We start from the raw sequence: 21,449 nt of genomic DNA, 5'->3' as shown, positions 1-21,449 counted from the left end.
CCTGCCGTCAGCGGAAGATGACATTGAGGATGATGACCATCACCAGCGAGATGCCGGCGAGCTTGGTCGGCGACTGGTACCAGGGCAGCCGGTGCGCGTCGGGGTCGGTCCGCTGCTCCTTCGGGGTCTCGGAGTAGACCAGCCCGGCGAGCTGGGCCACCGGCTTGGGCGCGGTGACCTGGCTGACCACGACGCTGACCACGATGTCGACGAGGAACGCGGCGCTCGCGGCGACGAAGCTCGCCCCCTGACCGCTGAGCGGGAGCACGCCCAGTGACGCCGTCCCGAACGCGTCCTCGCTGAGGAACGCGACCGTGACCGCGGCCAGCGTCCCGGACACCAGGCCCGCCCAGCCCGCGGTCGGCGTCATCCGCTTCCAGAACATGCCGAGGATGAACGTGGCGAACAGCGGGGCGTTGAAGAAGCCGAACAGCGTCTGCAGGTAGTCCATCAGGTTCGTGTAGCCCGACGCGATGATCGCCGTCCCGATGGCGGCCACGGTGGCGCCGACGGTCGCCCACCGGCCCACGACCAGGTAGTAGTGGTCGGGCCGGTCCTTCTTCACGTACTGCTGCCACAGGTCGTAGCTGAAGACCGTGTTGAAGGCGGAGATGTTGGCCGCCATGCCGGCCATGAAGGCCGCCAGGAGGCCGGCGAGCGCGACACCGAGCAGGCCGTTGGGCAGGGTGTCGCGGATCAGCATGAGCAGCGCGTTGTTGTAGTCGAACTCCGCGTCGGCGTTGGCACGGGCCTCGATGACCTCCGGCACCAGGACCGTGGCGATGATGCCCGGGATCACCACGATGAACGGCACGAACATCTTCGGGAAGGACCCGATGACCGGCGTGCTGCGCGCCGCGGACATCGACTTGGTCGCCATCGCCCGCTGGACCTCGACGAAGTTCGTCGTCCAGTAGCCGAACGACAGCACGAACCCGAGGCCGAAGACGATGCCGATCACCGACAGGACCGGGTTGCTGATCCCCGACAGCTCCGTGGCCGGCCACGAGCTGAGCTCCTCGGCGCGTCCGGCGTCGGTGACCTTGTCGACCAGACCGTCGACGCCGCCGACGCGGTGCAGGCCGATGAGGGTCAGCGGCAGCAGCGCGGCGATGATGACGAAGAACTGCAGGACCTCGTTGTAGATCGCCGCCGACAGCCCGCCGAGGGTGATGTAGCTGAGCACCACGGCCGCCGCGACGATCAGCGACACCCACAGCGGCCAGCCGAGCAGGGCGTTGACGATCGTGGCCAGCAGGAACAGGTTGATGCCGGCGATGAGGATCTGCGCGGTGGCGAAGCTGAGCGCGTTGACGAGGTGGGCGCCGGTGCCGAACCGGCGGCGCATGAACTCCGGGACGCTGCGGACCTTCGACCCGTAGTAGAAGGGCATCATCACCACGCCCAGGAACAGCATGGCCGGGACCGCGCCGATCCAGAAGTAGTGCACGGTGCTCATGCCGTACTGCGCGCCGTTGGCCGACATGCCGACGATCTCGACCGCGCCCAGGTTGGCCGAGATGAACGCCAGGCCGGTGATCCAGGCGGGCAGCGAGCGGCCCGACAGGAAGAAGTCCAGGCTGTCGGACACCCGCCGGCGGGCGGCGGCGCCGATCATCAGCACGACGGCGAAGTAGACGGCCACCAGCAGGTAGTCGACGAACCCCGCGTCCAGTCTCAGGTCGTCCACTCGGGCCTCCCTCGGGTCAGGTCAGGACAGGCGGCGGGCCCCCGCGGAGGGGACCACGACGTAGGAACGGGTGGCGCCGGCGCGCCCGGTGACCGCGGCGGCGACGTCGTCGACGGCCGCGGCGTCGACGAGCGCGACCGCGCTCCCGCCGAAGCCGCCGCCGACCATGCGCGCGCCGTGCGCCCCGGCGGCCAGCGCCGTCTCGACGATCGCGTCGAGCTCGGGCACCGACACCTCGAAGTCGTCGCGGAGTGAGGCGTGCCCGGCGGTGAGCACCGGGCCGACCTCCCGAGGGTCGCCGCCGGCGCGCAGCAGGCCGACGACCTCCTCCACGCGGGCGTCCTCGGTGACCACGTGGCGGGCCCGGCGCAGCAGCAGCGCGCCGCGCCCGGTGCTGTCGTCCAGCGCCGCGAGGGCGTCGACGCCGGGCACCTCGCAGAGCAGGCCGACGCCGAGCCGCCGGGCGGCCTCCTCGCACTCGCGGCGCCGGTCGCCGTAGCCGCCGTCGGCGTGGCTGTGGGTGGTGCCCGAGTCGACCACCAGCAGCGCCAGGCCGGCCGCCTCCAGGTCGAGGGGCACCTGCTCGCTGCCGCGGTCGCGGGTGTCCAGGTACAGCGCGTGCCCGGCGGTGCACAGCACCGACGCGGACTGGTCGAGGATCCCGGTGGGCGCGCCGACGAAGTCGTTCTCGGCCCGCCGGGCGACGTCGACCAGCTCGTCCGGGCCGAGGTCGAGGCCGAGCAGGTCGCGCAGGGCCACGGCGACGGCGCACTCCAGCGCCGCCGACGACGACAGCCCCGCGCCGGCCGGGACGTCGCCGTCGACCAGCAGGCTCAGGCCCCCGGGCACCGCCTCGCGCAGCTGGTGGACGACGCCGGCCGGGTAGCCGGCCCAGCCGCCGGGGGTGCCGGGCTCGAGGTCGGCGACCGCGACGTCGGCGTCGGCGCCGGGGTGCTGGGCGGAGACGAGGACGAGGCGGCCGTCGTCGCGGCGGGCGACCGCGGCGCGGGTGGTGTGCGGCAGGGCGACCGGCAGCACGTGCCCGCCGTTGTAGTCGGTGTGCTCGCCGATGACGTTGACCCGCCCGGGCGCGGCCCAGACACCCTCGGGCGGGGCGCCGAACCGCTCGGTGAACGCGGCGACGGCGCGGGCCGCGGCCTCCTCGTCGGTGGGCAGCCCGCTCACGGGACCACCACGTTCCGCAGCTGCTCGGCGACGTCCTCGGGGTTGGTGTCGGTGATGAACGCGCCCATGCCCGACTCCGAGCCCGCCAGGTACTTGAGCTTGCCCGGCGCGCGGCGCAGCGAGAACAGCTGCAGGTGCAGCCACCAGTCCTCGCGGCCGGTGCGCACCGGCGCCTGGTTCCACGCGGCGATGTAGGGCATCGGGGTGTCCATGCGGTGCGCGAAGCGCCCCAGGACGTCGAGGTAGACCTCGGCCAGCGCGTCCCGCTCCGCGTCGTCGAGGGCGGGCAGGTCGGGCACCCGGCGGGTGGGGAACAGCTGCACCTCGTAGGGCCAGCGCGCCGCGGCCGGGACGAAGGCCACCCAGTGCTCGTTCGCCGCCACCACCCGCGGCCCGGTGCGCTCGGACTCCACGACCTCGGCGAACAGGTCCCCGCCGGTCTCCTCGCGGTGCCGGCGCACCGAGGCGAGCACCTTCTCCACCCGCGGGGTCACGAACGGGTAGGCGTAGATCTGCCCGTGGGGGTGCGACAGCGTCACCCCGATCTCCTCACCCGAGTTCTCGAAGCAGAAGACCTGCTCGACACCGTCGATGCCGCCGAGCTCCGCGGTGCGGTCGGCCCAGACGTCGATCACCAGCCGCGCGCGGTCGCGGCCCAGCCCGGCGAAGCGCTGGTCGTGGTCGCTGGTGAACAGCACCACCTCGCAGCGGCCGAACCCGGGGCGCAGCTCGGCCAGCGGGGCACCGGGCGCGGTGGGCGGCACGTCGCGGTCGACGGCGGTCGCCAGCGACGGGAAGCGGTTCTCGAAGACGGCGACCTGGTAGTCGGCCTCGGGCACCTCGGTGGGGCGGCCGGGCCGCGACGGGCACAGCGGGCACTGGTCGGCCGGCGGCAGGAAGGTGCGCGTCTGCCGGTGGGCGGCGATCACGACCCACTCGCCGAGCAGCGCGTCCCGGCGCAGTTGCGAGTGGGTGCCGACGGGGGGCAGGTCGCGGGTGTCCTCGGCGACGCGGGCGGGCGTGCCGTCCGCGTCGAAGTAGACGATCTCGCGGCCGTCGGCCAGCCGTCGACTGGTCCGGATCACCAGGTCCGCCTCCGTTCCCGGCCCGGGATGGGGCCCTGGGAACGCTACGTCCGCTCGCGATCATGGGCCACTCGGGGCCCGGAACGGCGCAGGGCCCCGGCCGGGTGGCCGGGGGCCCTGCTGCGCTGGTAGCCCCGAAGGGATTCGAACCCTCGCTACCGCCGTGAGAGGGCGGCGTCCTGGACCGCTAGACGACGGGGCCGGACGGTGACCATCCTGCCACGCCCCGCACCGGCACCCGCGACCGGGTCCGGGCGGCCGGACCCGGGAACGGCGAGAGCCCCCGGTCGCTGACCGGGGGCTCTCGCTGCGCTGTAGCCCCGAAGGGATTCGAACCCTCGCTACCGCCGTGAGAGGGCGGCGTCCTGGGCCGCTAGACGACGGGGCCGTGCGGTGGTGCTGGTCGTGCTGTTGAGGAGGTGGTGCTTCCTCGCTGGGGTACCAGGACTCGAACCTAGACTAACGGAGCCAGAATCCGTCGGGCTGCCAATTACCCCATACCCCAAGGTTTGGCGGGCACCTCGCGGCGCCGGAGAAGACGATACCCGACGTTCCCGGAGCACGTGTCACCACCCCCCGGTCCGCGGGTCGGCGGCCGGGACGCGCAGGTCCTGGGCCCCGGTCAGGGTCTCGACCCGCAGCCGGCGGCGGGAGGCGGCCACGACCGCGACGTAGGCACCCATCGACACGAGCGTGACCAGCAGGTACAGCAGCCCGACGCCGGCCGGGACCTCCTCCGTGGCGACGTCCTCGCCGAGCGTCCCGGCCAGGAGGAACACCAGCACGTTGTTGACCGCGTGCAGCACGATCGCCGCCTCGAGGCCGCCGGTGAGGAAGACCACTGCCGAGGCGGCCAGCCCGAAGGCGAACCGGTCGAGGAAGGTGACGACGTCGCCCGGCGCGTGGGCCAGCGAGAACAGCGCGGCGGTGACCACGGCGGCCACCACCGCGCCCGTGCGGGGGCTGCGGATCCAGCCGGCGATCGCCTGGCTCAGGTAGCCGCGGAAGACGTACTCCTCGGCTGCCGACTGCAGCGGTGTGGTGAGGACCACGACCAGCAGCAGCCAGGCCAGGTCGTCGACCGGCCCGGTGACCTCGCCGTCGTCGAGCAGGTAGCCGAGGGTGACCGAGAGGGCGATGCCGACGCCGAGGGTGGCCAGCGCGCGCAGGGTGAGCGGCGCGAACAGCCGCCAGCGCAGCCGGGCGAGCACCGAGGACGACCACCCCGGCGCCATGCCGTGGGCGGCCACCCAGGCCAGCCAGACGATGGGGATCGCCACGATCAGCGAGAGGTTGGTGAGCAGCAGCACGCCGGGGTCGACCAGGTCGAGCAGCTGCAGGTCCGGCGAGACGCCGGTGAGGAGCACGGCGAGGACCACGACGAACGCGGCGACCCCGTAGGCGACGGTGAACAGCAGCAGGCCCAGCAGCGGCCGCCACCAGCCCCAGTCCCGCGCGCGCATCGCGAGCAGGTAGGGCTGCGGCTCGTCGTGCGGCGGCGTCCCGGGCGGCGGCGCCAGCGCGACACCGGGCGGGAACGGCGCGGGCGGGAACGGGGCGGGCGGGAACGGGGCGTACGGGTGGGGGCCGGGCGGGAACGGCCCCGGGGGGAACGCACCGTGCCCGGCCGGGCCGTGCGGGCCGGGCGGCAGCGGCACCGGACCCAGCGGCCAGGGCACCGGCCCGGGCCCTCCTCCCCCGGCCGGCGCCCACGGGGCCGCCCCCGAGCCGTACGGCGTGCCCGGGACCTGCGGCGGCGCCCCGTACGGGCCGGTGGGCGGCGGGCCGGTGTAGGGCTCGTCCTCCGGGGCCGGCGGGCGGTCCGGGGGCGGCGGTCCCCAGGGCGGGACGGTCACCCCGCCGTGTCCCCCGTCGGGCCCCCCGTCGTCGCCCGGGCCGCCGCCAGCCGGGCCAGGGTGCGCTCGCGGCCGAGCAGCTCGATCGACTCGTACAGCGGCGGGGAGACCGTGCGGCCGCTCACCGCCACCCGCACCGGCCCGAACGCCTGCCGCGGCTTGCGGCCCAGGCCCTCGACCAGTGCCGCCTTGAGCGCCTGCTCGATGCCGGCGGGGCTCCAGTCGGCCAGGTCGCGCAGCGCGTCGGCGGCGGCGTCGAGCACCGCGGCGTCGTCGGGGCGCAGGTTCTTGGCCGCCGCGGCCGGGTCGACGGCCACCTCCTCGGTGAAGAGGAAGCCGAGCAGGCCGACGGCGTCGGAGAGGACGACCGTGCGCTCCTGCGCCATCGGGGCGATCGCGCGCAGCACCCGGTCCTGCTCGGCCGTCGGCGGGTCGGTGACCAGCCCGGCGCCGGCGAGGAAGGGCACCACGCGGGCCACGTACTCCTCCACCGGCAGCTCGCGGACGTGCGTGGCGTTGATCGCCTCGGCCTTCCTGACGTCGAAGCGCGCCGGGTTGGCGCTGACCCGGGTGACGTCGAAGGCCGCGACCATCTCGGCGGTGGAGAACACGTCGCGGTCCTCGGCGATCGACCAGCCCAGCAGCGCCAGGTAGTTGGCGAACCCCTCGGGCAGGAAGCCGCGCTCGCGGTACACGTCGACGTTGGACTGCGGGTCGCGCTTGGACAGCTTCTTGTTGCCCTCGCCGGTGACGTAGGGCAGGTGGCCGAAGCGCGGGGTGCCGCCGGCGACGCCGACGTCCTGCAGCGCCGCGTAGAGGGCGAGCTGGCGGGGGGTCGAGGACAGCAGGTCCTCGCCGCGCAGCACGTCGGTGATGCCCATCAGGGCGTCGTCGACGGGGTTGACGAAGGGGTACAGCGGCACGCCGTTGCCGCGCACGAGGACGAAGTCGGGCACCGAGCCCGCCGCGAAGCGGACCTCGCCGCGGACCAGGTCGGTCCACACCAGGTCCTCGTCGGGCATCCGCAGCCGCAGCACCGGGTCGCGGCCCTCGGCGCGGAAGGCGGCCTTCTGCGCGTCGGTGAGGAAGCGGTCGGCGTTGTCGTAGCCGAGCTTGGGGTCCTGGCCGGCGGCCAGCCGCCGCGCCTCGACCTCCTCGTTGGTGGAGAAGGACTCGTACGCGTGCCCGGCCGCGAGCAGCTTCGCCGCGACCTCGCGGTAGACCTCGTGCCGCTCCGACTGCCGGTAGGGGCCGTGCGGGCCGCCGACCTCGGGGCCCTCGTCCCAGTCCAGGCCCAGCCAGCGCAGGCAGTCCAGCAGGTGCCGGTAGGACTCCTCGGAGTCGCGGGCCGCGTCGGTGTCCTCGATGCGGAAGACGAACGTGCCGCCGGTGTGCCGCGCGTGCGCCCAGTTGAACAGCGCGGTGCGCAGCAGGCCGACGTGCACCATCCCCGTCGGCGAGGGGCAGAAGCGGGTGCGGACGGTGCTCGTCGGGGTGGTCATCGCGCACCGCCCGCGGTGGAGGCGGTGTCCGCGCCGCTGACCCCGTTGGTCAGCGTGCCCAGGCCGTCGATCGAGCACTCGACCCGCTGCCCGGGCCGGATCGGCCCGACCCCGGCCGGGGTGCCGGTGAGGACGACGTCGCCGGGCAGCAGCGTCATCACCTGCGAGATGTAGCTGACCAGCGTCGGGACGTCGAACAGCAGCTGGCTGGTGCGCCCGGCCTGCCGCGGCTCGCCGTCGACGGTGCAGGTGATCTCCAGGTCGGCCGGGTCCTTGCCCAGGCCGCGCAGGTCGGTCTCGATCCACGGGCCCAGCGGGCAGAACGAGTCGAAGCCCTTGGCGCGGGTCCACTGCCCGTCGGCCCTCTGCATGTCGCGCTCGGTGACGTCGTTGGCGATCGTGTAGCCGAAGACGCTGCCCGGGACCTGCTCGGGGGTCAGGTTGCGGGCGCCGCGGGCGCCGATGACGACGGCGAGCTCGACCTCGTGGTGCACGTTCGTGCTGCCGGCGGGGATGCGGATGGCGTCGCCGGGGCCGATGACCGACGTCGAGGGCTTGAGGAACAGCAGCGGCCGCTCCGGGGCGTCGCCGGTGTTCATCTCCTTCACGTGGTCGGCGTAGTTCTTGCCGACGCAGACCACCTTGCTCGGCAGGATCGGCGAGAGCAGCCGGACGTCGGCCTGGGCGAACCGCTGGCCGGTGAAGGAGATGGTCCCGAACGGGTGGCCCTCGATCTGGGCGACCTGGCCGTCGCCGTCGAGGACTCCGAAGGACATGCCCGAGGGCGAGGCGAAGCGGACGATGCGCACGACGTCGAGGCTACTGACCCCGCGCGCCCCCGCCGCCCGCCCTACGGTGACCGGGTGGCCTGCCGCCTGAGCGAGATCGTCGTCGACAGCCGGGACCCCGAGGCGCTCGCCGCCTGGTGGGCCGAGGTGCTCGGCTACCGGGTGCTCGGCCGCGACGACGACGGGGCGGTCGAGATCGGCCCGGAGGCCGGTTTCGGCGGCGCCGCCCCCACGCTGGTGTTCGCCCCCGTCGCCGAGCCCGCCCCCGGCAAGCCGCGGCTGCACCTGGACGTCAACGCCACCGACCGTGACCAGGACGCCGAGCTCCAGCGCCTGCTGGACCTGGGCGCCACCCGGGCCGACGTCGGGCAGACCGGGGAGGAGAGCTGGCACGTGCTCGCCGACCCGGAGGGCAACCCCTTCTGCCTGCTGCGCCGCCGGCTCGACCCGCTGTGACCCTCGCCCCGCTCCGACCCTCGACCCGCTCCGACCAGAGGAGACCCCGTGATCCTGATCGTCATCAAGTTCCCCGTCCGGCCCGACAAGATCGACGAGTTCCGGGCCAAGGCCGACGAGTACGCGGCGGCGGTGAACGCCGAGGAGGGCAGCCTGTTCTTCGAGTGGTCCCGCAGCGTGCTGGACCCGAACACGTTCGTCTGCATCGAGGGCTTCCGGGACGCCGACGCCGGCGCCTCGCACGTGGCCACCCCGCACGCCAAGGCCGCCTTCGACTGGATGTCGGACCTCGTGGCCGAGCAGCCGCAGATCATCTACATCGACGAGCCGTCGGTCCCCGGCTTCGGCCCGATGGGCGAGGTCGAGCCGAGGAGCTGACGCCGCGCGCCGAGCACACGGCAGTGGCCCCCTCCCCCGCCGGGAGGGGGCCACTGCCGTGTCGTCGGCCCGGTGGTTGACCCCGGCGCGGCGACGGCGCGACAGTGACCGGGTGACCCGCGCGCTCGCGGTGCTGACCCTGCTGGCGCTGCTCACCGTCGCGGTCGAGGCCACCGACGACCCCCACCCGCTGCTCGCCGTCGCCCTCGGGACGACGTACGCGGCGCACAGCCTGGTGGCGTTCCCGTGGCTGTCCCGCCAGCCGGCCCCGCGCCGGTACTGGCTGACCGCCGGGCACGTCTGCCTGCAGCTGCCGCTCGAGGTCCTGCTGTTCGGCGCGGCGCACGCCGGCGTCGGGGCGACGCTGCTGCTGCTCGTGCTGGTGGCCCAGTGCGTGCTGCTGCTCCCCCTGCCCGCCGCCGCGGCGGTCACGCTGCTCGTGCCGCTGGTGCACCTCGGGATGGGGTGGGCCGACTTCGCCCGCAACGCGCTCGGGCTGCTCGGCGCCGCGGTGTTCACCGCCGTCGTGACCGCCCTGCTGCAGCAGGCGCAGCGGGCGCGGGCGGAGCTCGCCGAGGCCAACGAGCTGCTCCGCGGGTACGCCGCCCAGGCCGGGGAGCTCGCCACCACGCGCGAGCGCAACCGGCTGGCCCGCGACATCCACGACGGCCTCGGCCACCACCTGACCGTCGTGCAGATGCAGGTGCAGGCCGCCCGCGCGGTGCTGCCGACCGATCCCGCGCGCGCCGACGAGGTGCTCGCCAAGGCCCAGTCCCAGGCGAGCGAGGCGCTGGCCGAGGTGCGCCGGTCGGTGGCCACGCTGCGGGCGCCGGTGCCCCGACCGCCGCTGCGGGTGGCGCTGGAGACGCTGACCGGCGAGGCCGCGGCCGCGGGACTCCCCGCCACGCTCGAGGTCACCGGGCCCGAGCGACCGCTGCCGGAGGAGACCGAGGAGTCGCTGTTCCGGTCGGCGCAGGAGGGCCTGACCAACGTGCGCAAGCACGCCGGGGCCACCTGCGCGCGGGTGACGCTGACCTACGGCGGGGACGGCACCGTCCGGCTGGCGGTCCGCGACGACGGCCGCGGCATCCCCGACACCCCCGGGGACCGGCCCACCTTCGGCCTGCTCGGGCTGCGCGAGCGCGCCGCCCGGGTGGGCGGCCGGGTCACCGTCGGGTCGTGCGGCGGGGCGGGCACCGAGCTGCTGGTCGAGGTGCCCGGGTGAGCGCCGTCCGCGTGCTCGTCGTCGACGACCAGGCGCTGTTCCGGGAGGCGCTGGTCACCCTGCTCGGCGCGCGGCCGGAGGTCGAGGTCGTCGGCGAGGCCGGCGACGGGCACGAGGCGCTGGAGCGGGCGGCGGCCGTGCGTCCCGACGTCGTCCTCATGGACCTGCACATGCCGGTGCTGGACGGGATCGGCGCGACCCGCCGGCTGCGGGTGGAGCAGCCGCACGTCCGGGTGCTGGCGCTGACCACGTTCGACGACGACGAGGACGTCTTCGCCGCGCTCCGGGCCGGCGCGCTGGGCTACCTGCTCAAGGACGTCTCCTCCGACCGCCTGGTCGAGGCGGTGCTGTCGGCCGCCCGCGGCGAGTCGGTGCTGCAGCCGTCGGTCGCCGCCAAGGTGGTCGCCCGCCTCGCCCAGCTCGACGACGCCCCGCGGCCGCGGCCCCAGCCGCTGGTCGTGCCGCTGTCGGACCGCGAGCTCGACGTCCTCCGGCTGCTGGCCGAGGGCCGCAGCAACCGGGAGATCGCCCGGGCGCTCTACCTGGCGGAGGGCACGGTCAAGAACCACGTGACCAACGTGCTGGGCAAGCTCGGCGCCCGGGACCGCACCCAGGCGGCGCTGCGCGCCCGCGCGCTGGACCTGGTCTGAGGCCGGTCACGCCGGACCGTGACCGGCGGCCGTGACCTCCGGCACGTGGCGGGGACGGCGCGGCGCCCGACCCTCCCTGCATGACGACGCAGACCCCTCCCGAGCAGACCCCCGCCCGCACCCGGCACACCTGGCACCTGGTCCGCCACTACCTGGAGATGGTCGTGGCGATGGTCGCCGGCATGGTGGTCCTCGGCCCGGTCGGGACCTGGCTCTGGCCGGCGCTGGACGACCGCGCCGACGTCCACGCGATCGTGATGGCGACCGAGATGGCGATCGGGATGGCCGCCTGGATGCGCTTCCGCCGGCACGCCTGGCCGGCGATCGCGGAGATGTCCGCGGCGATGTACGTGCCGTTCGTCGTCCTGCTGGTCCCGTACTGGACCGGGACGATCTCGGCGTCGACCCTGTTCACCGCCGGGCACGTGCTGATGCTCCCGGCGATGGCGCTGGCGATGTGGTGGCGCCTGGACGAGTACGCCCACCACTGACACCGTCGGCCTACCGGCCGGCACCGCGGCCAGGTGCCGTCCCGGCCCGCGCCGAGCCCACCCCCGCATCCCGGTCGGGAGGCCTCCGGCCCCGCGACCGGGATGCGGCCTAACGGTGGCGGACGGCGTAGGTCAGCGCGTCGACCAGCGCGTGCCAGGAGGCCTCGACGATGTTGTCGTGGACCCCGACGGTGGTCCACTCCCCCACGCCGTCGGTGGTGTCGACGAGCACCCGGGTGGTGGCGCTGGTGCCGCCCTTCCAGCCGAGGATGCGGACCTTGTAGTCGGCCAGCGAGACGTCGGCCAGCCGCGGGTACCGGCTGACCAGCGCCTGGCGCAGCGCGTTGTCCAGCGCGTTGACCGGGCCGTTGCCCTCGCCGGTGCTGATGATCCGCTCGCCGTCGACGTGGACCTTCACCGTCGCCTCGCTCATGACGACGCCGTTGGCCCAGTGCTCGACCGTCGTCCGGTAGCTCTCCAGCTCGAACAGCGGGGCGGGGGCGCCGGGCAGCTGGGAGCGCAGCAGCAGCTCGAAGGAGGCGTCGGCGGCCTCGAACGACCAGCCCTCGGCCTCGAGCACCTTGACCTGGTCCACCACCCGGCCGACGGCGTCGGCGTGCCCCTCGAGGTCGACGCCGAGCTCGCGGCCCTTGAGCTCCACCGAGGCGCGGCCGGCCATCTCGGTGACCAGGATGCGCATGTCGTTGCCGACGACGGCCGGGTCGAGGTGGTTGTACAGCTCGGGGCTGACCTTGATCGCGCTGGCGTGCAGGCCGGCCTTGTGCGCGAACGCCGAGGCGCCGACGAAGGGCTGGTGGTCGTCGGGGGCGATGTTGGCCAGCTCGGCGATCGCGTGGCTGACCCGCTGCAGCTCGGCCAGGCACTCCGCGGGCACGACCGGCAGGCCCATCTTGGTGACCAGGTTGGCCACCAGCGCGAAGGTGTCGGCGTTGCCGGCCCGCTCGCCGTAGCCGTTGGCGGTGCCCTGCACGTGGGTCACCCCCGCCTCGACGGCGGCCAGCGAGTTGGCGACGGCGCACCCGGTGTCGTCCTGGCAGTGGATGCCCAGCCGGCCCTCCACCCGCGACCGGACGTCGGCGACCACCCGGGCCACGCCCATCGGCAGCATCCCGCCGTTGGTGTCGCACAGGACGCCGACCTCCGCGCCCGCGCCGAACGCGGCCCGCAGCACCGCGACGCCGTAGTCGGGGTCGGCGGCGTAGCCGTCGAAGAAGTGCTCGCAGTCGAGGAACACCCGCCGGCCGTGGGAGACCAGGTACGCGACGGTGTCGGCGACCATCGCGAGGTTCTCCTCGAGCGTGGTCCGCAGCGCCTCCCGCACGTGCCGGACGTCGGACTTGGCGACCAGGCAGACCACCGGCGTCCCGGCGTCGAGCAGCGCGCGCACCTGTGGGTCGTCCTCGACGCGGACGCCGGCCTTGCGGGTGGCGCCGAACGCGACCAGCACCGCGTGCCGCAGCTTGAGCTCGCTGCGGGCGCGGGCGAAGAACTCGGTGTCCTTGGGCAGCGCCCCCGGCCAGCCGCCCTCGATGTAGCCGACGCCGATCTCGTCGAGCAGCCTCGCTGTGGCGAGCTTGTCGGCGACGGAGAAGCTGATCCCCTCGCGCTGGGCGCCGTCGCGCAGCGTGGTGTCGAAGACGTGGAAGTCGGTGCTGACGGCGGTCGGGCTGTCGGTGGCCACGGGTGCTCCCGGGGGTTCGACGGCGATCAGGCCCCTGACACGAAGAAGACCCCCCGGGTACGGAGGGTCTGCGCGCGGTCGGGGGTGCTGACCGCGCGCTAGGCGATGATGATCGTGCCGGACAGGTGCATCGCGGCGGAGTCTAGCCCCGCTGCCCGCACGCCGCGGTGCCCGACCTCACCGTGCAGGGCGGGGCCGGGCACCACCCGGTGCGGTCCGTGCCGGTCGGCGGCCGGGCGACCCGCCGGTTCAGCCGCCGGCGAGGGCGGCCAGGCGGTCGCCGACCTCGGCGGTGCGGACCTGGGACTGCGGGTCGCGGGTCGACAGGTCGAAGGCCACGGCGGCGTTCACCTTGCGGGCGAGGTCGCCGGAGCCGAGGTGCTCGAGCAGCAGGCCCACCGACAGCACGGTCGCCGTCGGGTCGGCGATGCCCTTGCCCGCGATGTCCGGCGCCGAGCCGTGCACGGGCTCGAACATGCTCGGGTTGGTGCCCGAGGCGTCGAGGTTGCCGCTGGCGGCCAGGCCGATGCCGCCGGTGACCGCGGCGGCGACGTCGGTGACGATGTCGCCGAAGAGGTTGTCGGTGACGATGACGTCGTAGCGGCCCGGGTCGGTGATGAAGAACATCGACGCCGCGTCCACGTGCTGGTAGGCCACGGTGACCTCGGGGAACTCCGCCGACACCTCCTCCACCGTCCGCGACCACAGCGACCCGGCGTGGGTGAGCACGTTGGTCTTGTGGATCAGCGTGAGGTGCCGGCGCGGTCGCGCGGTCGCCCGCTCGAAGGCGTAGCGGACGACCCGCTCGACGCCGAAGGCGGTGTTGAGGCTGACCTCGGTGGCCACCTCGTGCGGGGTGTCGCGGCGCAGCACGCCGCCGTTGCCGACGTAGGGGCCCTCGGTGCCCTCGCGCACGCAGAGCATGTCGATGGTGCCGGGGTCGGCCAGCGGGCTGCGGACGCCGTCGTAGAGCTTGGCCGGGCGCAGGTTGACGTGGTGGTCGAGCTCGAAGCGCAGCCGCAGCAGCAGCCCGCGCTCGAGGATGCCCGGCGGCACGCCCGGGTCGCCGATCGCGCCGAGCAGGATCGCGTCGTGCCCGCGCAGCTCCTCGAGCACGGAGTCCGGGAGCAGCTCGCCGGTCCGCTGCCAGCGGGCGGCGCCGAGGTCGTAGGGCGTCGTCTCCAGGCCGGGGGCGACGGCGCCCAGGACCTTGAGGCCCTCGGCCACCACCTCGGGACCGATGCCGTCCCCTGCGATCACAGCCAGGCGCATGGCGACGACCCTAGGTCAGCGCGGCTCGAGGTCCGCGGAGCGGGCCTCGCGCGCCCCGATCCGGCCGGCGATGTCGGCGAGCAGGTCGGCGGCCACCGGGCTGTCGACGACGACCGCCATGAGCGCCTCGCCGCCGCGGGTGGTGCGGCTGACCTGCGCCCCGGCGATGTTGATCCCCGCCTCCCCCAGCGCCGCGCCGACGGTGCCGACGACGCCGGGCCGGTCGGTGTAGACGAAGAACAGCAGGTGGCCGGACAGGTCGAGGTCCATGTCGAAGCCGTCGACCTCGACCAGCTTGGGCACCTGGTTCTTGCCGAACAGCGTGCCGGAGACGCACACCTCGCGGCCGTCGGCCATCGCGCCGCGCACGCGCACGAGGTTGCGGTAGTCGGGGCTGTCGAGGTCGCTGGTGAGCGTCACGTCGAGGCCGCGCTGCTGGGCGAGCAACGGCGCGTTGACGTAGGTGACCTGCTCCTCGACGACGTCGGCGAAGACGCCCTTGAGCACGGCCAGCTGCAGCACCGAGTCGTCGAACTCGGCGAGCTTGCCGCGGACCTCGACGGTCACCGACTGGGCCAGCCCGCCGGCGACGGCGGTGAAGACCGTGCCCAGCCGCTCGGCCAGCGGCAGGCCGGGCCGCACGTCCTCGGCGACGACGCCGCCGGCCTGGACGTTGACCGCGTCCGGTACGAACTCGCCCTGCAGCGCCAGCCGCACCGAGTGGGCGACGGCGGTGCCGGCCTTGTCCTGCGCCTCCGTCGTCGAGGCGCCCAGGTGCGGGGTGACGACGGTGTTGCGCAGCGCGAACAGCGGGCTGTCGGTGGTGGGCTCGGTCGCGAAGACGTCGATGCCCGCGGCGCCGACCTGGCCCGAGCGCAGCGCGTCGGCGAGCGCGGCCTCGTCGACCAGCCCGCCGCGGGCGGCGTTGACGACGATCACCCCGCGCTTGGTGGTGGCCAGCTCCTCGGCGCCGATCAGCCCGAGGGTCTCCGGCGTCTTGGGCAGGTGGACGGTGATGAAGTCGGCCTCGCGGAGCAGCTCCTCCAGCGACACCATCCGCACGCCGAGCTGCGCCGCCCGGCCGGGCTGGATGTAGGGGTCGTAGGCGACGAGCGTGGTGCCGAAGGCGGCCAGCCGCTGGGCGACCAGCTGGCCGATCCGGCCCAGCCCCACGACGCCGACCACCTTGTCGGTGACCTCGACGCCCATGAACCGCGACCGCGCCCACCGCCCCTCGCGCAGCGACGCGTCGGCCGCCGGGATCTGCCGGGCGGCGGCCAGCAGCAGCGCGACGGCGTGCTCGGCGGCGCTGACGATGTTCGACGTCGGGGCGTTGACCACCAGGACGCCGCGCGCGGTGGCGGCGGCGACGTCGACGTTGTCCAGGCCGATGCCGGCGCGGGCCACCACCTTGAGGTTCGGCGCGGCGGCCAGGGCCTCGGCGTCGATCCGCGTGGCGCTGCGGATCATGACCGCCGCCGCGTCGGCCAGCGCCGGGAGCAGCGCGGACCGGTCGGCGCCGTCGACGCGGCGGATCTCGACCTCGTCGCCGAGCACCTCCAGCACGCTGGGGGCCAGTTCCTCGGTGATCAGGACGACGGGCGCGCTCGCGGTCACGGGTCCACAGCCTAGGGAGACGGGTGGCCGGGCGGGGTCCCGCGTCGGGGGCCCGTGATCACCGGGCGGTGACGGTACGCACCAGCCGCCACGACACCCCCGCCCCGGGGGGAGGGCCGCTTGCCCTGCCGGGTGGCCCCCCGCACGCTGGGGCGCGACGCGCCGGGACGAGCCGGCGCCTCCGGAGGAGACCATGACCGACTTCAGCAAGGACAGCGGCGGGGCCTCGGCCTCCGGCCAGGGTCAGCCCCAGGACCCGTCGTACGGCCAGCAGTACGGGCAGCAGGGCCAGGGGCAGGAGCAGCAGGGCTACGGCCAGCAGTACGGCCAGGCGGGCTACGGGCAGCAGGGCCACGGCCAGACCCAGCCGTACGGCCAGCAGGGCTACGGCCAGCAGGGCTACGACCAGCAGGGCTACGGGCAGCAGGGTTACGGGCAGGCCCAGCCCTACGGGCAGCAGTACGGCCAGTACGGGCAGACGGCGCCCTACGGCCAGCAGTACGGGCAGTACGGCCAGGGCGCCGTCCCGGCCAAGCCCGGCGGCGTCGTGACCGCGGCCGTCCTCGGCTTCGTGCTGGGGGCGATCGGCGTCCTGATCAGCCTGTTGCTGGTCTTCGCGGGCGCCGTGGCCAGCAGCGCCGGCGACGAGCTGGACAGCGAGATCCCCGGCTTCGGGTCGGTCGCCGGCGCGGTCGGCGGCGTGATCCTGGTCTTCGGCCTGGTCGCGCTGGTCTGGACCGTCGTCATGATCTGGGGCTCGGTGTGGGCGCTCACCGGGCGCAGCCGCGTGATGCTCCTGGTCGGCGGCTCGATCGCCCTAGCCTTCACCCTGTTCGGCCTGATCGGCAACCTCGCCGACGCCGACACCGCCGGTGCCGGCGGGATCGTCACCAGCCTGCTGTTCTTCCTGGCCGCGCTGGCGATCGTCGTGCTGCTGTCCATGAAGCCCGCCGCGGCCTTCTTCGCGGCGCACCGCGCCCGCCGCGGTCGCTGAGTCCGCCCGTGGGGGGACGCCGCGTCGGCGGACCCCCACGGACGTCAGCGGGCCCCTACACTCCGCCGCCGACCGCCGACAGGGCGGAGCCACCTCCAGGAGGAACCCGAGCATGACCAGCCCCAGCTTCGACAAGAACACGCCGCCGGGGGGTCAGCCCGGGTACGGCGCGCCCGGCGCGCAGCCCTACGGCCAGCAGCCCTACGGCCAGCAGTCCTACGGGGCCCAGCCCTACGGCCAGCAGCCGCACGGCAACCCGGCCCCCTACGGTGGCGGCTTCGGCGGCCCCTCCCCCTACGGCGGTTCCCCGGCCGGCCAGCGTCCCGGGCAGGTCACCGCGGCCGCGGTGATCGGCGTCGTCATCGGCGGCCTGGGCTCGCTGTTCGGCCTGCTCGCCATCCTGGGGATCGGCCTGCTGTTCGCGCTCAGCCCGCTGCTCGGGATCGTCACCCTGCTGGCGGTCGCCACGGCCGTCGTCGTGCTGGTCGGCGGTATCCAGGTGCTCACCGGCAAGTCGCCTCGGCTGCTGCTCCTCGGCAGCTACGCCTCGATCGGCATCCAGCTGCTGACGCTGATCATCTCGCTGGCCGTCGGCGGCGGGTTCGAGTTCTCGGCGCTGCTCGGCTTCGTGCTGCCGGGCCTGATCGTCTTCTTCCTGCAGCAGCCGCAGTCCAAGCAGTACTTCGCCTCGCGGGGCCTGGCCTACTGACCTCCCCCGCAGACGACGACGGCCCCCGCTGCCAGCAGGCAGCGGGGGCCGTTCGCGTTGCCGGACGCTACGAGCGGGCGGCGGTGCCGGTGTAGTCGTCGGAGGCCGACACCCAGCTCATCAGGCCGCGCAGCTTGCGGCCGGTCTCCTCGATGGGGTGCGCCTCGGCCTCGGCGCGGCGGCGCTTGAAGTCCGGCGCCCCGGCGTCCTGGTCGGCGATGAAGGCCGCGGCCCACGAGCCGTCCTTGATCGCGGCGAGGACCTCCTTCATCGACTCCTTGACGCGGGCGTCGATGACCTTCGGGCCGGAGGTGTAGTCGCCGTACTCGGCGGTGTCGGACACCGACCAGCGCTGCTTGGCGATGCCGCCCTCGTACATGAGGTCGACGATGAGCTTCAGCTCGTGCAGGCACTCGAAGTAGGCGACCTCGGGCTGGTAGCCGGCCTCGGTGAGGGTCTCGAACCCGGCGGTGATCAGCGCGCTGGCGCCGCCGCACAGGACGGCCTGCTCGCCGAACAGGTCGGTCTCGGTCTCCTCGGCGAACGTCGTCTTGATGACGCCGGCGCGGGCGCCGCCGATGGCCTTGGCGTAGGACAGCGCGAGCTGCAGCGCCTGCCCGCTCGCGTCCTGCTCGACGGCGACCAGGCACGGCACGCCCTTGCCGTTCTCGAACTCGCGGCGCACGAGGTGGCCGGGGCCCTTGGGCGCGACCATCGCGACGTCGACGCCGGCCGGGGGCTTGATGTAGCCGAAGCGGATGTTGAAGCCGTGACCGAAGAACAGCGCGTCGCCGTCCTGCAGGTTGGGCTCGATCGACTCGCTGTACAGCGTCCGCTGCACGTGGTCGGGCGCCAGGATCATGATCAGGTCGGCCTCGGCGGCGGCCTCGGCCGGCGTGACGACCCGCAGGCCCTCGGCCTCGGCCTTGGCCCGGCTCTTGCTGCCCTCGGGCAGGCCGACGCGGACGTCCACCCCGGAGTCCCGCAGCGACAGGGCGTGCGCGTGGCCCTGGCTGCCGTAGCCGATGACGGCGACGGTGCGCCCCTGGATGATCGACAGGTCGGCGTCGTCGTCGTAGAAGATCTCGGCCATGCGGTACGTGCTCCTTCGGTTGTTCTCGTGCGGGGCGTGCGGGGGCTAGGCGCTGCGGTCGACCGGGCGCAAGGTACCGGCGCCGCTCATCGAGCGCGGACCCCGGCCGAGGGCCACGGTGCCCGACTGCGCCATCTCCTTGATCCCGAGCGGGGCGAGGACGGCGAGCAGGGCCTGCAGCTTGTCCGGGGTGCCGGTGGCCTCGAGGGTCACGGTGTCGGTGTTGACGTCGACGACGCGGGCGCGGAACAGCTCGGCGGTCTGCAGCACCGTGGTGCGCTCGGCCATCGGCGCGCGCACCTTGACCAGCAGCAGCTCGCGCTGGACCGCGGCGCCGCCGTCGAGCTCGACGATCTTGATGACCTCGACGAGCTTGTTGAGCTGCTTGGTCACCTGCTCCAGCGGCGCCGACTCGGCGTCGACGACGATCGTCATCCGCGACAGGTCGGGGTTCTCGGTCGGCCCGACGGCCAGCGACTCGATGTTGAACGCGCGCCGGCTGAACAGCGCCGAGACGCGGGCCAGCACACCGGCCTTGTTCTCGACCAGGACCGACAGGGTGTGGCGGGTCATCTGAGGGGAACCTGCTTCCGATTCGTCGTTCGGCCCCGTTCCAGGGGCCCGCCGCGAGCGTGCGAGTGGCGGGGAGGAACGGGGTCCTCCATCAGACCTGGCCGTCGCCGAAGACCGGGCGCAGGCCGCGCGCGGCGAGGATGTCGTCGTTGCTGGCGCCCGCGGCGACCATCGGCCACACCTGCGCGTCGTGGCCGACGACGAAGTCGATGACCACCGGGGCGTCGGTGATCGCCATGGCCTTCTCGATGACGGCGTCGACGTCGTCCTTGGACTCGCAGCGCAGGCCGACGCAGCCCAGCGCCTCGGCCAGCATCACGAAGTCGGGGATGCGCACCGGCTTGGGCCGGCCCTCGTCGTCCACCGGGTGCAGCTTGGTGTTGGAGTAGCGGCCCTCGTAGAACAGGGTCTGCCACTGCCGGACCATGCCGAGGTTGCCGTTGTTGATGACGGCGATCTTGACCGGGATGCCCTCGATGGCGCAGGTGGCCAGTTCCTGGTTGGTCATCTGGAAGCAGCCGTCGCCGTCGATCGCCCACACCGTGGTCTCGGGGCGGCCGTACTTGGCGCCCATGGCCGCGGGGACGGCGTAGCCCATCGTCCCGGCGCCGCCGCTGTTGAGCCACGTGCCCGGCTTCTCGTACCTGATGAACTGCGCGGCCCACATCTGGTGCTGGCCGACGCCGGAGGCGTAGATCGCGTCCGGGCCGGCGATCGCGCCGAGCCGCTCGATGACGTACTGCGGCGACAGCGAGCCGTCCTCGGGCCAGTCGTAGCCCAGCGGGTAGCGGGCCCGCCAGTCGTCGAGCTGCGCCCACCAGGCGGCCAGGTCGGGCGTGCGGCCGGCGGCGTGCTCGGAGCGCAGCGCGGTCACGAGCTCCGCGATCGTCTCCTTCGCGTCGCCCACGATCGGCACGTCGGCCCGGCGGTTCTTCCCGATCTCGGCGGGGTCGATGTCGGCGTGGACCACCAGCGCGCCGGGCGCGAAGGAGGACAGCTGGCCGGTCACCCGGTCGTCGAAGCGGGCGCCGAGGGCGACGAGGACGTCGGCCTTCTGCAGCGCGGTGACCGCGGCGACGGTGCCGTGCATGCCGGGCATGCCCAGGTGCTGCGGCGAGCTGTCGGGGAACGCGCCGCGGGCCATGAGGGTGGTGACGACCGGCGCCCCGGTGAGCTCGGCGAGCTCGGCCAGCTCCTCGGTGGCGCGGGCCTTGAGCACCCCGCCGCCGACGTAGAGGACCGGCCGGCGGGCACCGGCGATCAGCGCGGCGGCCTCGCGGACCTGCTTGCCGTGCGGGCGGGTGGTCGGCTTGTAGCCGGGCAGGTCCAGCCGCGGCGGCCAGGAGAAGTCGGTGGTCGCCTGCAGCACGTCCTTGGGGATGTCGACCAGGACCGGGCCGGGGCGGCCGGTGGCGGCCAGGTGGAACGCCTCGGCGATCCGCTGCGGGATCTCCGCCGGGTCGGTGACCAGGAAGTTGTGCTTGGTGATCGGCATCGTGATGCCGCGGATGTCCGCCTCCTGGAAGGCGTCGGTCCCGATCGCGCCGCTGGGCACCTGGCCGGTGATCGCGACGATCGGCACCGAGTCCATGTAGGCGTCGGCCAGCGGGGTGACCAGGTTGGTCGCGCCCGGGCCGGAGGTGGCCATGCAGACGCCGACCCGGCCGGTGGCCTGCGCGTACCCGGTGGCCGCGTGCCCGGCGCCCTGCTCGTGCCGGACGAGGACGTGCCGCACGCGCGAGTCGAACAGCGGGTCGTAGGCGGGCAGGATCGCGCCGCCCGGGATGCCGAAGACCACCTCGACGCCCACGGCCTCGAGCGAGCGGACCAGGCTCTGCGCGCCGGTGATGCCGGTCGCGGGCTCGGCGGCGGACTCGGCGATCGAGCGGGCCGTCGTCTCGACACCGGTGAGGGCCGCGGCGGCCTCTCGGGTGGCGGACTCGCTCGGGGTGCTGGTCATGCGGGGCGTCTCCTGTGCCGGACGGGCGGGACGGGCGTGCGGTTCCGGGTGTCTGCTCGGTGTCACCCGGGTGCGGGGAGGGTCCCGGCTGTCCACCGGGCCGGCCCCGCCCCGGGCCTCGTGCCAACAAAAAACCCCTCGTGCCGTGGGCACAGAGGGGCATAGCGCGTCGGTCGGGCGACCGGCGCGCTAGGCGACTACGAGGAGCAGGCGGGCGGAGGTC

19 protein-coding genes and 3 tRNA genes are annotated in these 21,449 nt (G+C 74.1%); 7 read left to right on the top strand and 15 right to left on the bottom strand.

The window, feature by feature from the left end:
- Nucleotides 1–7: 7 nt before the first annotated feature.
- The 9 genes from ACI8AR_RS08815 to ACI8AR_RS08775 form a co-directional block, all read right to left on the bottom strand.
- The gene (locus tag ACI8AR_RS08815; protein ID WP_457050680.1) at nucleotides 8–1,690 is read right to left on the bottom strand and encodes a sodium:solute symporter family protein; all 1,683 of its coding nucleotides are present in this window, start codon (nucleotides 1,688–1,690) and stop codon (nucleotides 8–10) included.
- 21 nt (nucleotides 1,691–1,711) lie between these two features.
- Nucleotides 1,712–2,875 (bottom strand): galactokinase, encoded by a 1,164-nt coding sequence (gene galK / locus ACI8AR_RS08810; RefSeq protein ID WP_457050679.1) that lies wholly within the window; start codon nucleotides 2,873–2,875, stop codon nucleotides 1,712–1,714.
- On the bottom strand, nucleotides 2,872–3,960 hold the full coding sequence (galT, locus tag ACI8AR_RS08805; RefSeq protein WP_457050678.1) for a galactose-1-phosphate uridylyltransferase: 1,089 nt from the start codon (nucleotides 3,958–3,960) through the stop codon (nucleotides 2,872–2,874). Before galT ends, galK begins: the two co-directional genes overlap by 4 nt.
- A 126-nt stretch (nucleotides 3,961–4,086) precedes the next feature.
- A tRNA-Glu gene (locus ACI8AR_RS08800) sits at nucleotides 4,087–4,162 on the bottom strand.
- A gap of 113 nt (nucleotides 4,163–4,275) precedes the next feature.
- Nucleotides 4,276–4,348: transfer RNA gene (locus tag ACI8AR_RS08795), tRNA-Glu, on the bottom strand.
- Nucleotides 4,349–4,393: 45 nt separating this feature from the next.
- Nucleotides 4,394–4,465 (bottom strand) — tRNA-Gln (locus ACI8AR_RS08790).
- Nucleotides 4,466–4,526: 61 nt separating this feature from the next.
- Nucleotides 4,527–5,639, bottom strand: a complete 1,113-nt coding sequence (locus ACI8AR_RS08785; RefSeq protein WP_457050677.1) for a CPBP family intramembrane glutamic endopeptidase — start codon at nucleotides 5,637–5,639, stop codon at nucleotides 4,527–4,529.
- Nucleotides 5,640–5,812: 173 nt separating this feature from the next.
- The gene (gltX, locus tag ACI8AR_RS08780; RefSeq protein ID WP_457050676.1) at nucleotides 5,813–7,318 is read right to left on the bottom strand and encodes a glutamate--tRNA ligase; all 1,506 of its coding nucleotides are present in this window, start codon (nucleotides 7,316–7,318) and stop codon (nucleotides 5,813–5,815) included.
- A complete protein-coding gene (locus ACI8AR_RS08775; RefSeq protein ID WP_457050675.1) occupies nucleotides 7,315–8,127 on the bottom strand; it encodes a fumarylacetoacetate hydrolase family protein in 813 nt (270 codons plus the stop codon). Before ACI8AR_RS08775 ends, gltX begins: the two co-directional genes overlap by 4 nt.
- Nucleotides 8,128–8,181: 54 nt before the next feature.
- Between ACI8AR_RS08775 and ACI8AR_RS08770 the strand changes: the two genes are divergently transcribed.
- The 5 genes from ACI8AR_RS08770 (at nucleotide 8,182) to ACI8AR_RS08750 (ending at nucleotide 11,306) form a co-directional block, all read left to right on the top strand.
- Nucleotides 8,182–8,562 (top strand): VOC family protein, encoded by a 381-nt coding sequence (locus ACI8AR_RS08770; protein ID WP_456935881.1) that lies wholly within the window; start codon nucleotides 8,182–8,184, stop codon nucleotides 8,560–8,562.
- Nucleotides 8,563–8,610: 48 nt separating this feature from the next.
- Nucleotides 8,611–8,940, top strand: coding sequence for a putative quinol monooxygenase (locus ACI8AR_RS08765; protein WP_456935882.1), 330 nt, complete (start codon nucleotides 8,611–8,613; stop codon nucleotides 8,938–8,940).
- Between the two features lie 112 nt (nucleotides 8,941–9,052).
- Entirely contained in the window at nucleotides 9,053–10,165 is a 1,113-nt protein-coding gene (locus ACI8AR_RS08760) for a sensor histidine kinase (RefSeq protein WP_457050674.1), read from the top strand.
- Nucleotides 10,162–10,815, top strand: coding sequence for a response regulator (locus tag ACI8AR_RS08755; protein ID WP_456935884.1), 654 nt, complete (start codon nucleotides 10,162–10,164; stop codon nucleotides 10,813–10,815). Before ACI8AR_RS08760 ends, ACI8AR_RS08755 begins: the two co-directional genes overlap by 4 nt.
- Nucleotides 10,816–10,895: 80 nt before the next feature.
- On the top strand, nucleotides 10,896–11,306 hold the full coding sequence (locus ACI8AR_RS08750) for a hypothetical protein (protein ID WP_457050673.1): 411 nt from the start codon (nucleotides 10,896–10,898) through the stop codon (nucleotides 11,304–11,306).
- A gap of 109 nt (nucleotides 11,307–11,415) precedes the next feature.
- Here the strand turns inward: ACI8AR_RS08750 and cimA are convergent, their stop codons facing one another.
- From cimA to serA, 3 genes are all read right to left on the bottom strand, one after another.
- The gene (gene cimA, locus ACI8AR_RS08745; RefSeq protein ID WP_457050672.1) at nucleotides 11,416–13,008 is read right to left on the bottom strand and encodes a citramalate synthase; all 1,593 of its coding nucleotides are present in this window, start codon (nucleotides 13,006–13,008) and stop codon (nucleotides 11,416–11,418) included.
- A gap of 249 nt (nucleotides 13,009–13,257) precedes the next feature.
- Nucleotides 13,258–14,280, bottom strand: coding sequence for a 3-isopropylmalate dehydrogenase (locus tag ACI8AR_RS08740; protein WP_457050671.1), 1,023 nt, complete (start codon nucleotides 14,278–14,280; stop codon nucleotides 13,258–13,260).
- Between the two features lie 15 nt (nucleotides 14,281–14,295).
- The gene (serA, locus tag ACI8AR_RS08735) at nucleotides 14,296–15,897 is read right to left on the bottom strand and encodes a phosphoglycerate dehydrogenase (RefSeq protein ID WP_457050670.1); all 1,602 of its coding nucleotides are present in this window, start codon (nucleotides 15,895–15,897) and stop codon (nucleotides 14,296–14,298) included.
- A gap of 193 nt (nucleotides 15,898–16,090) precedes the next feature.
- On the opposite strand from serA, the gene ACI8AR_RS08730 reads away from it, so the two are divergent.
- Together ACI8AR_RS08730 and ACI8AR_RS08725 are read left to right on the top strand one after the other, a co-directional pair.
- On the top strand, nucleotides 16,091–16,891 hold the full coding sequence (locus tag ACI8AR_RS08730; protein ID WP_457050669.1) for a hypothetical protein: 801 nt from the start codon (nucleotides 16,091–16,093) through the stop codon (nucleotides 16,889–16,891).
- A gap of 112 nt (nucleotides 16,892–17,003) precedes the next feature.
- A complete protein-coding gene (locus ACI8AR_RS08725; protein WP_457050668.1) occupies nucleotides 17,004–17,600 on the top strand; it encodes a hypothetical protein in 597 nt (198 codons plus the stop codon).
- Nucleotides 17,601–17,667: 67 nt separating this feature from the next.
- Here the strand turns inward: ACI8AR_RS08725 and ilvC are convergent, their stop codons facing one another.
- The 3 genes from ilvC to ACI8AR_RS08710 form a co-directional block, all read right to left on the bottom strand.
- Entirely contained in the window at nucleotides 17,668–18,693 is a 1,026-nt protein-coding gene (gene ilvC / locus ACI8AR_RS08720) for a ketol-acid reductoisomerase (RefSeq protein ID WP_457050667.1), read from the bottom strand.
- Between the two features lie 45 nt (nucleotides 18,694–18,738).
- The gene (gene ilvN, locus ACI8AR_RS08715; RefSeq protein WP_456929174.1) at nucleotides 18,739–19,266 is read right to left on the bottom strand and encodes an acetolactate synthase small subunit; all 528 of its coding nucleotides are present in this window, start codon (nucleotides 19,264–19,266) and stop codon (nucleotides 18,739–18,741) included.
- A gap of 91 nt (nucleotides 19,267–19,357) precedes the next feature.
- Nucleotides 19,358–21,226: an acetolactate synthase large subunit gene (locus ACI8AR_RS08710; RefSeq protein WP_457050666.1), complete on the bottom strand. Its 1,869-nt coding sequence runs from the start codon at nucleotides 21,224–21,226 to the stop codon at nucleotides 19,358–19,360.
- Nucleotides 21,227–21,449: the final 223 nt, after the last annotated feature.

The organism is Geodermatophilus sp. SYSU D01036 (assembly GCF_054050435.1).
Note: the sequence above shows the minus strand (reverse complement) of the source record. Positions and strands in the feature narration are given on the sequence as shown.

What these genes read in the sequence shown, in the direction of transcription:
- ilvC (WP_457050667.1), bottom strand. Translation starts at nt 18,693, where the DNA reads ATGGCCGAGATCTTCTACGACGACGACGCCGACCTGTCGATCATCCAG.
- ilvN (WP_456929174.1), bottom strand. Translation starts at nt 19,266, where the DNA reads ATGACCCGCCACACCCTGTCGGTCCTGGTCGAGAACAAGGCCGGTGTG.
- ACI8AR_RS08730 (WP_457050669.1), top strand. Translation starts at nt 16,091, where the DNA reads ATGACCGACTTCAGCAAGGACAGCGGCGGGGCCTCGGCCTCCGGCCAG.
- ACI8AR_RS08710 (WP_457050666.1), bottom strand. Translation starts at nt 21,226, where the DNA reads ATGACCAGCACCCCGAGCGAGTCCGCCACCCGAGAGGCCGCCGCGGCC.
- ACI8AR_RS08750 (WP_457050673.1), top strand. Translation starts at nt 10,896, where the DNA reads ATGACGACGCAGACCCCTCCCGAGCAGACCCCCGCCCGCACCCGGCAC.
- gltX (WP_457050676.1), bottom strand. Translation starts at nt 7,318, where the DNA reads ATGACCACCCCGACGAGCACCGTCCGCACCCGCTTCTGCCCCTCGCCG.
- ACI8AR_RS08725 (WP_457050668.1), top strand. Translation starts at nt 17,004, where the DNA reads ATGACCAGCCCCAGCTTCGACAAGAACACGCCGCCGGGGGGTCAGCCC.
- ACI8AR_RS08740 (WP_457050671.1), bottom strand. Translation starts at nt 14,280, where the DNA reads ATGCGCCTGGCTGTGATCGCAGGGGACGGCATCGGTCCCGAGGTGGTG.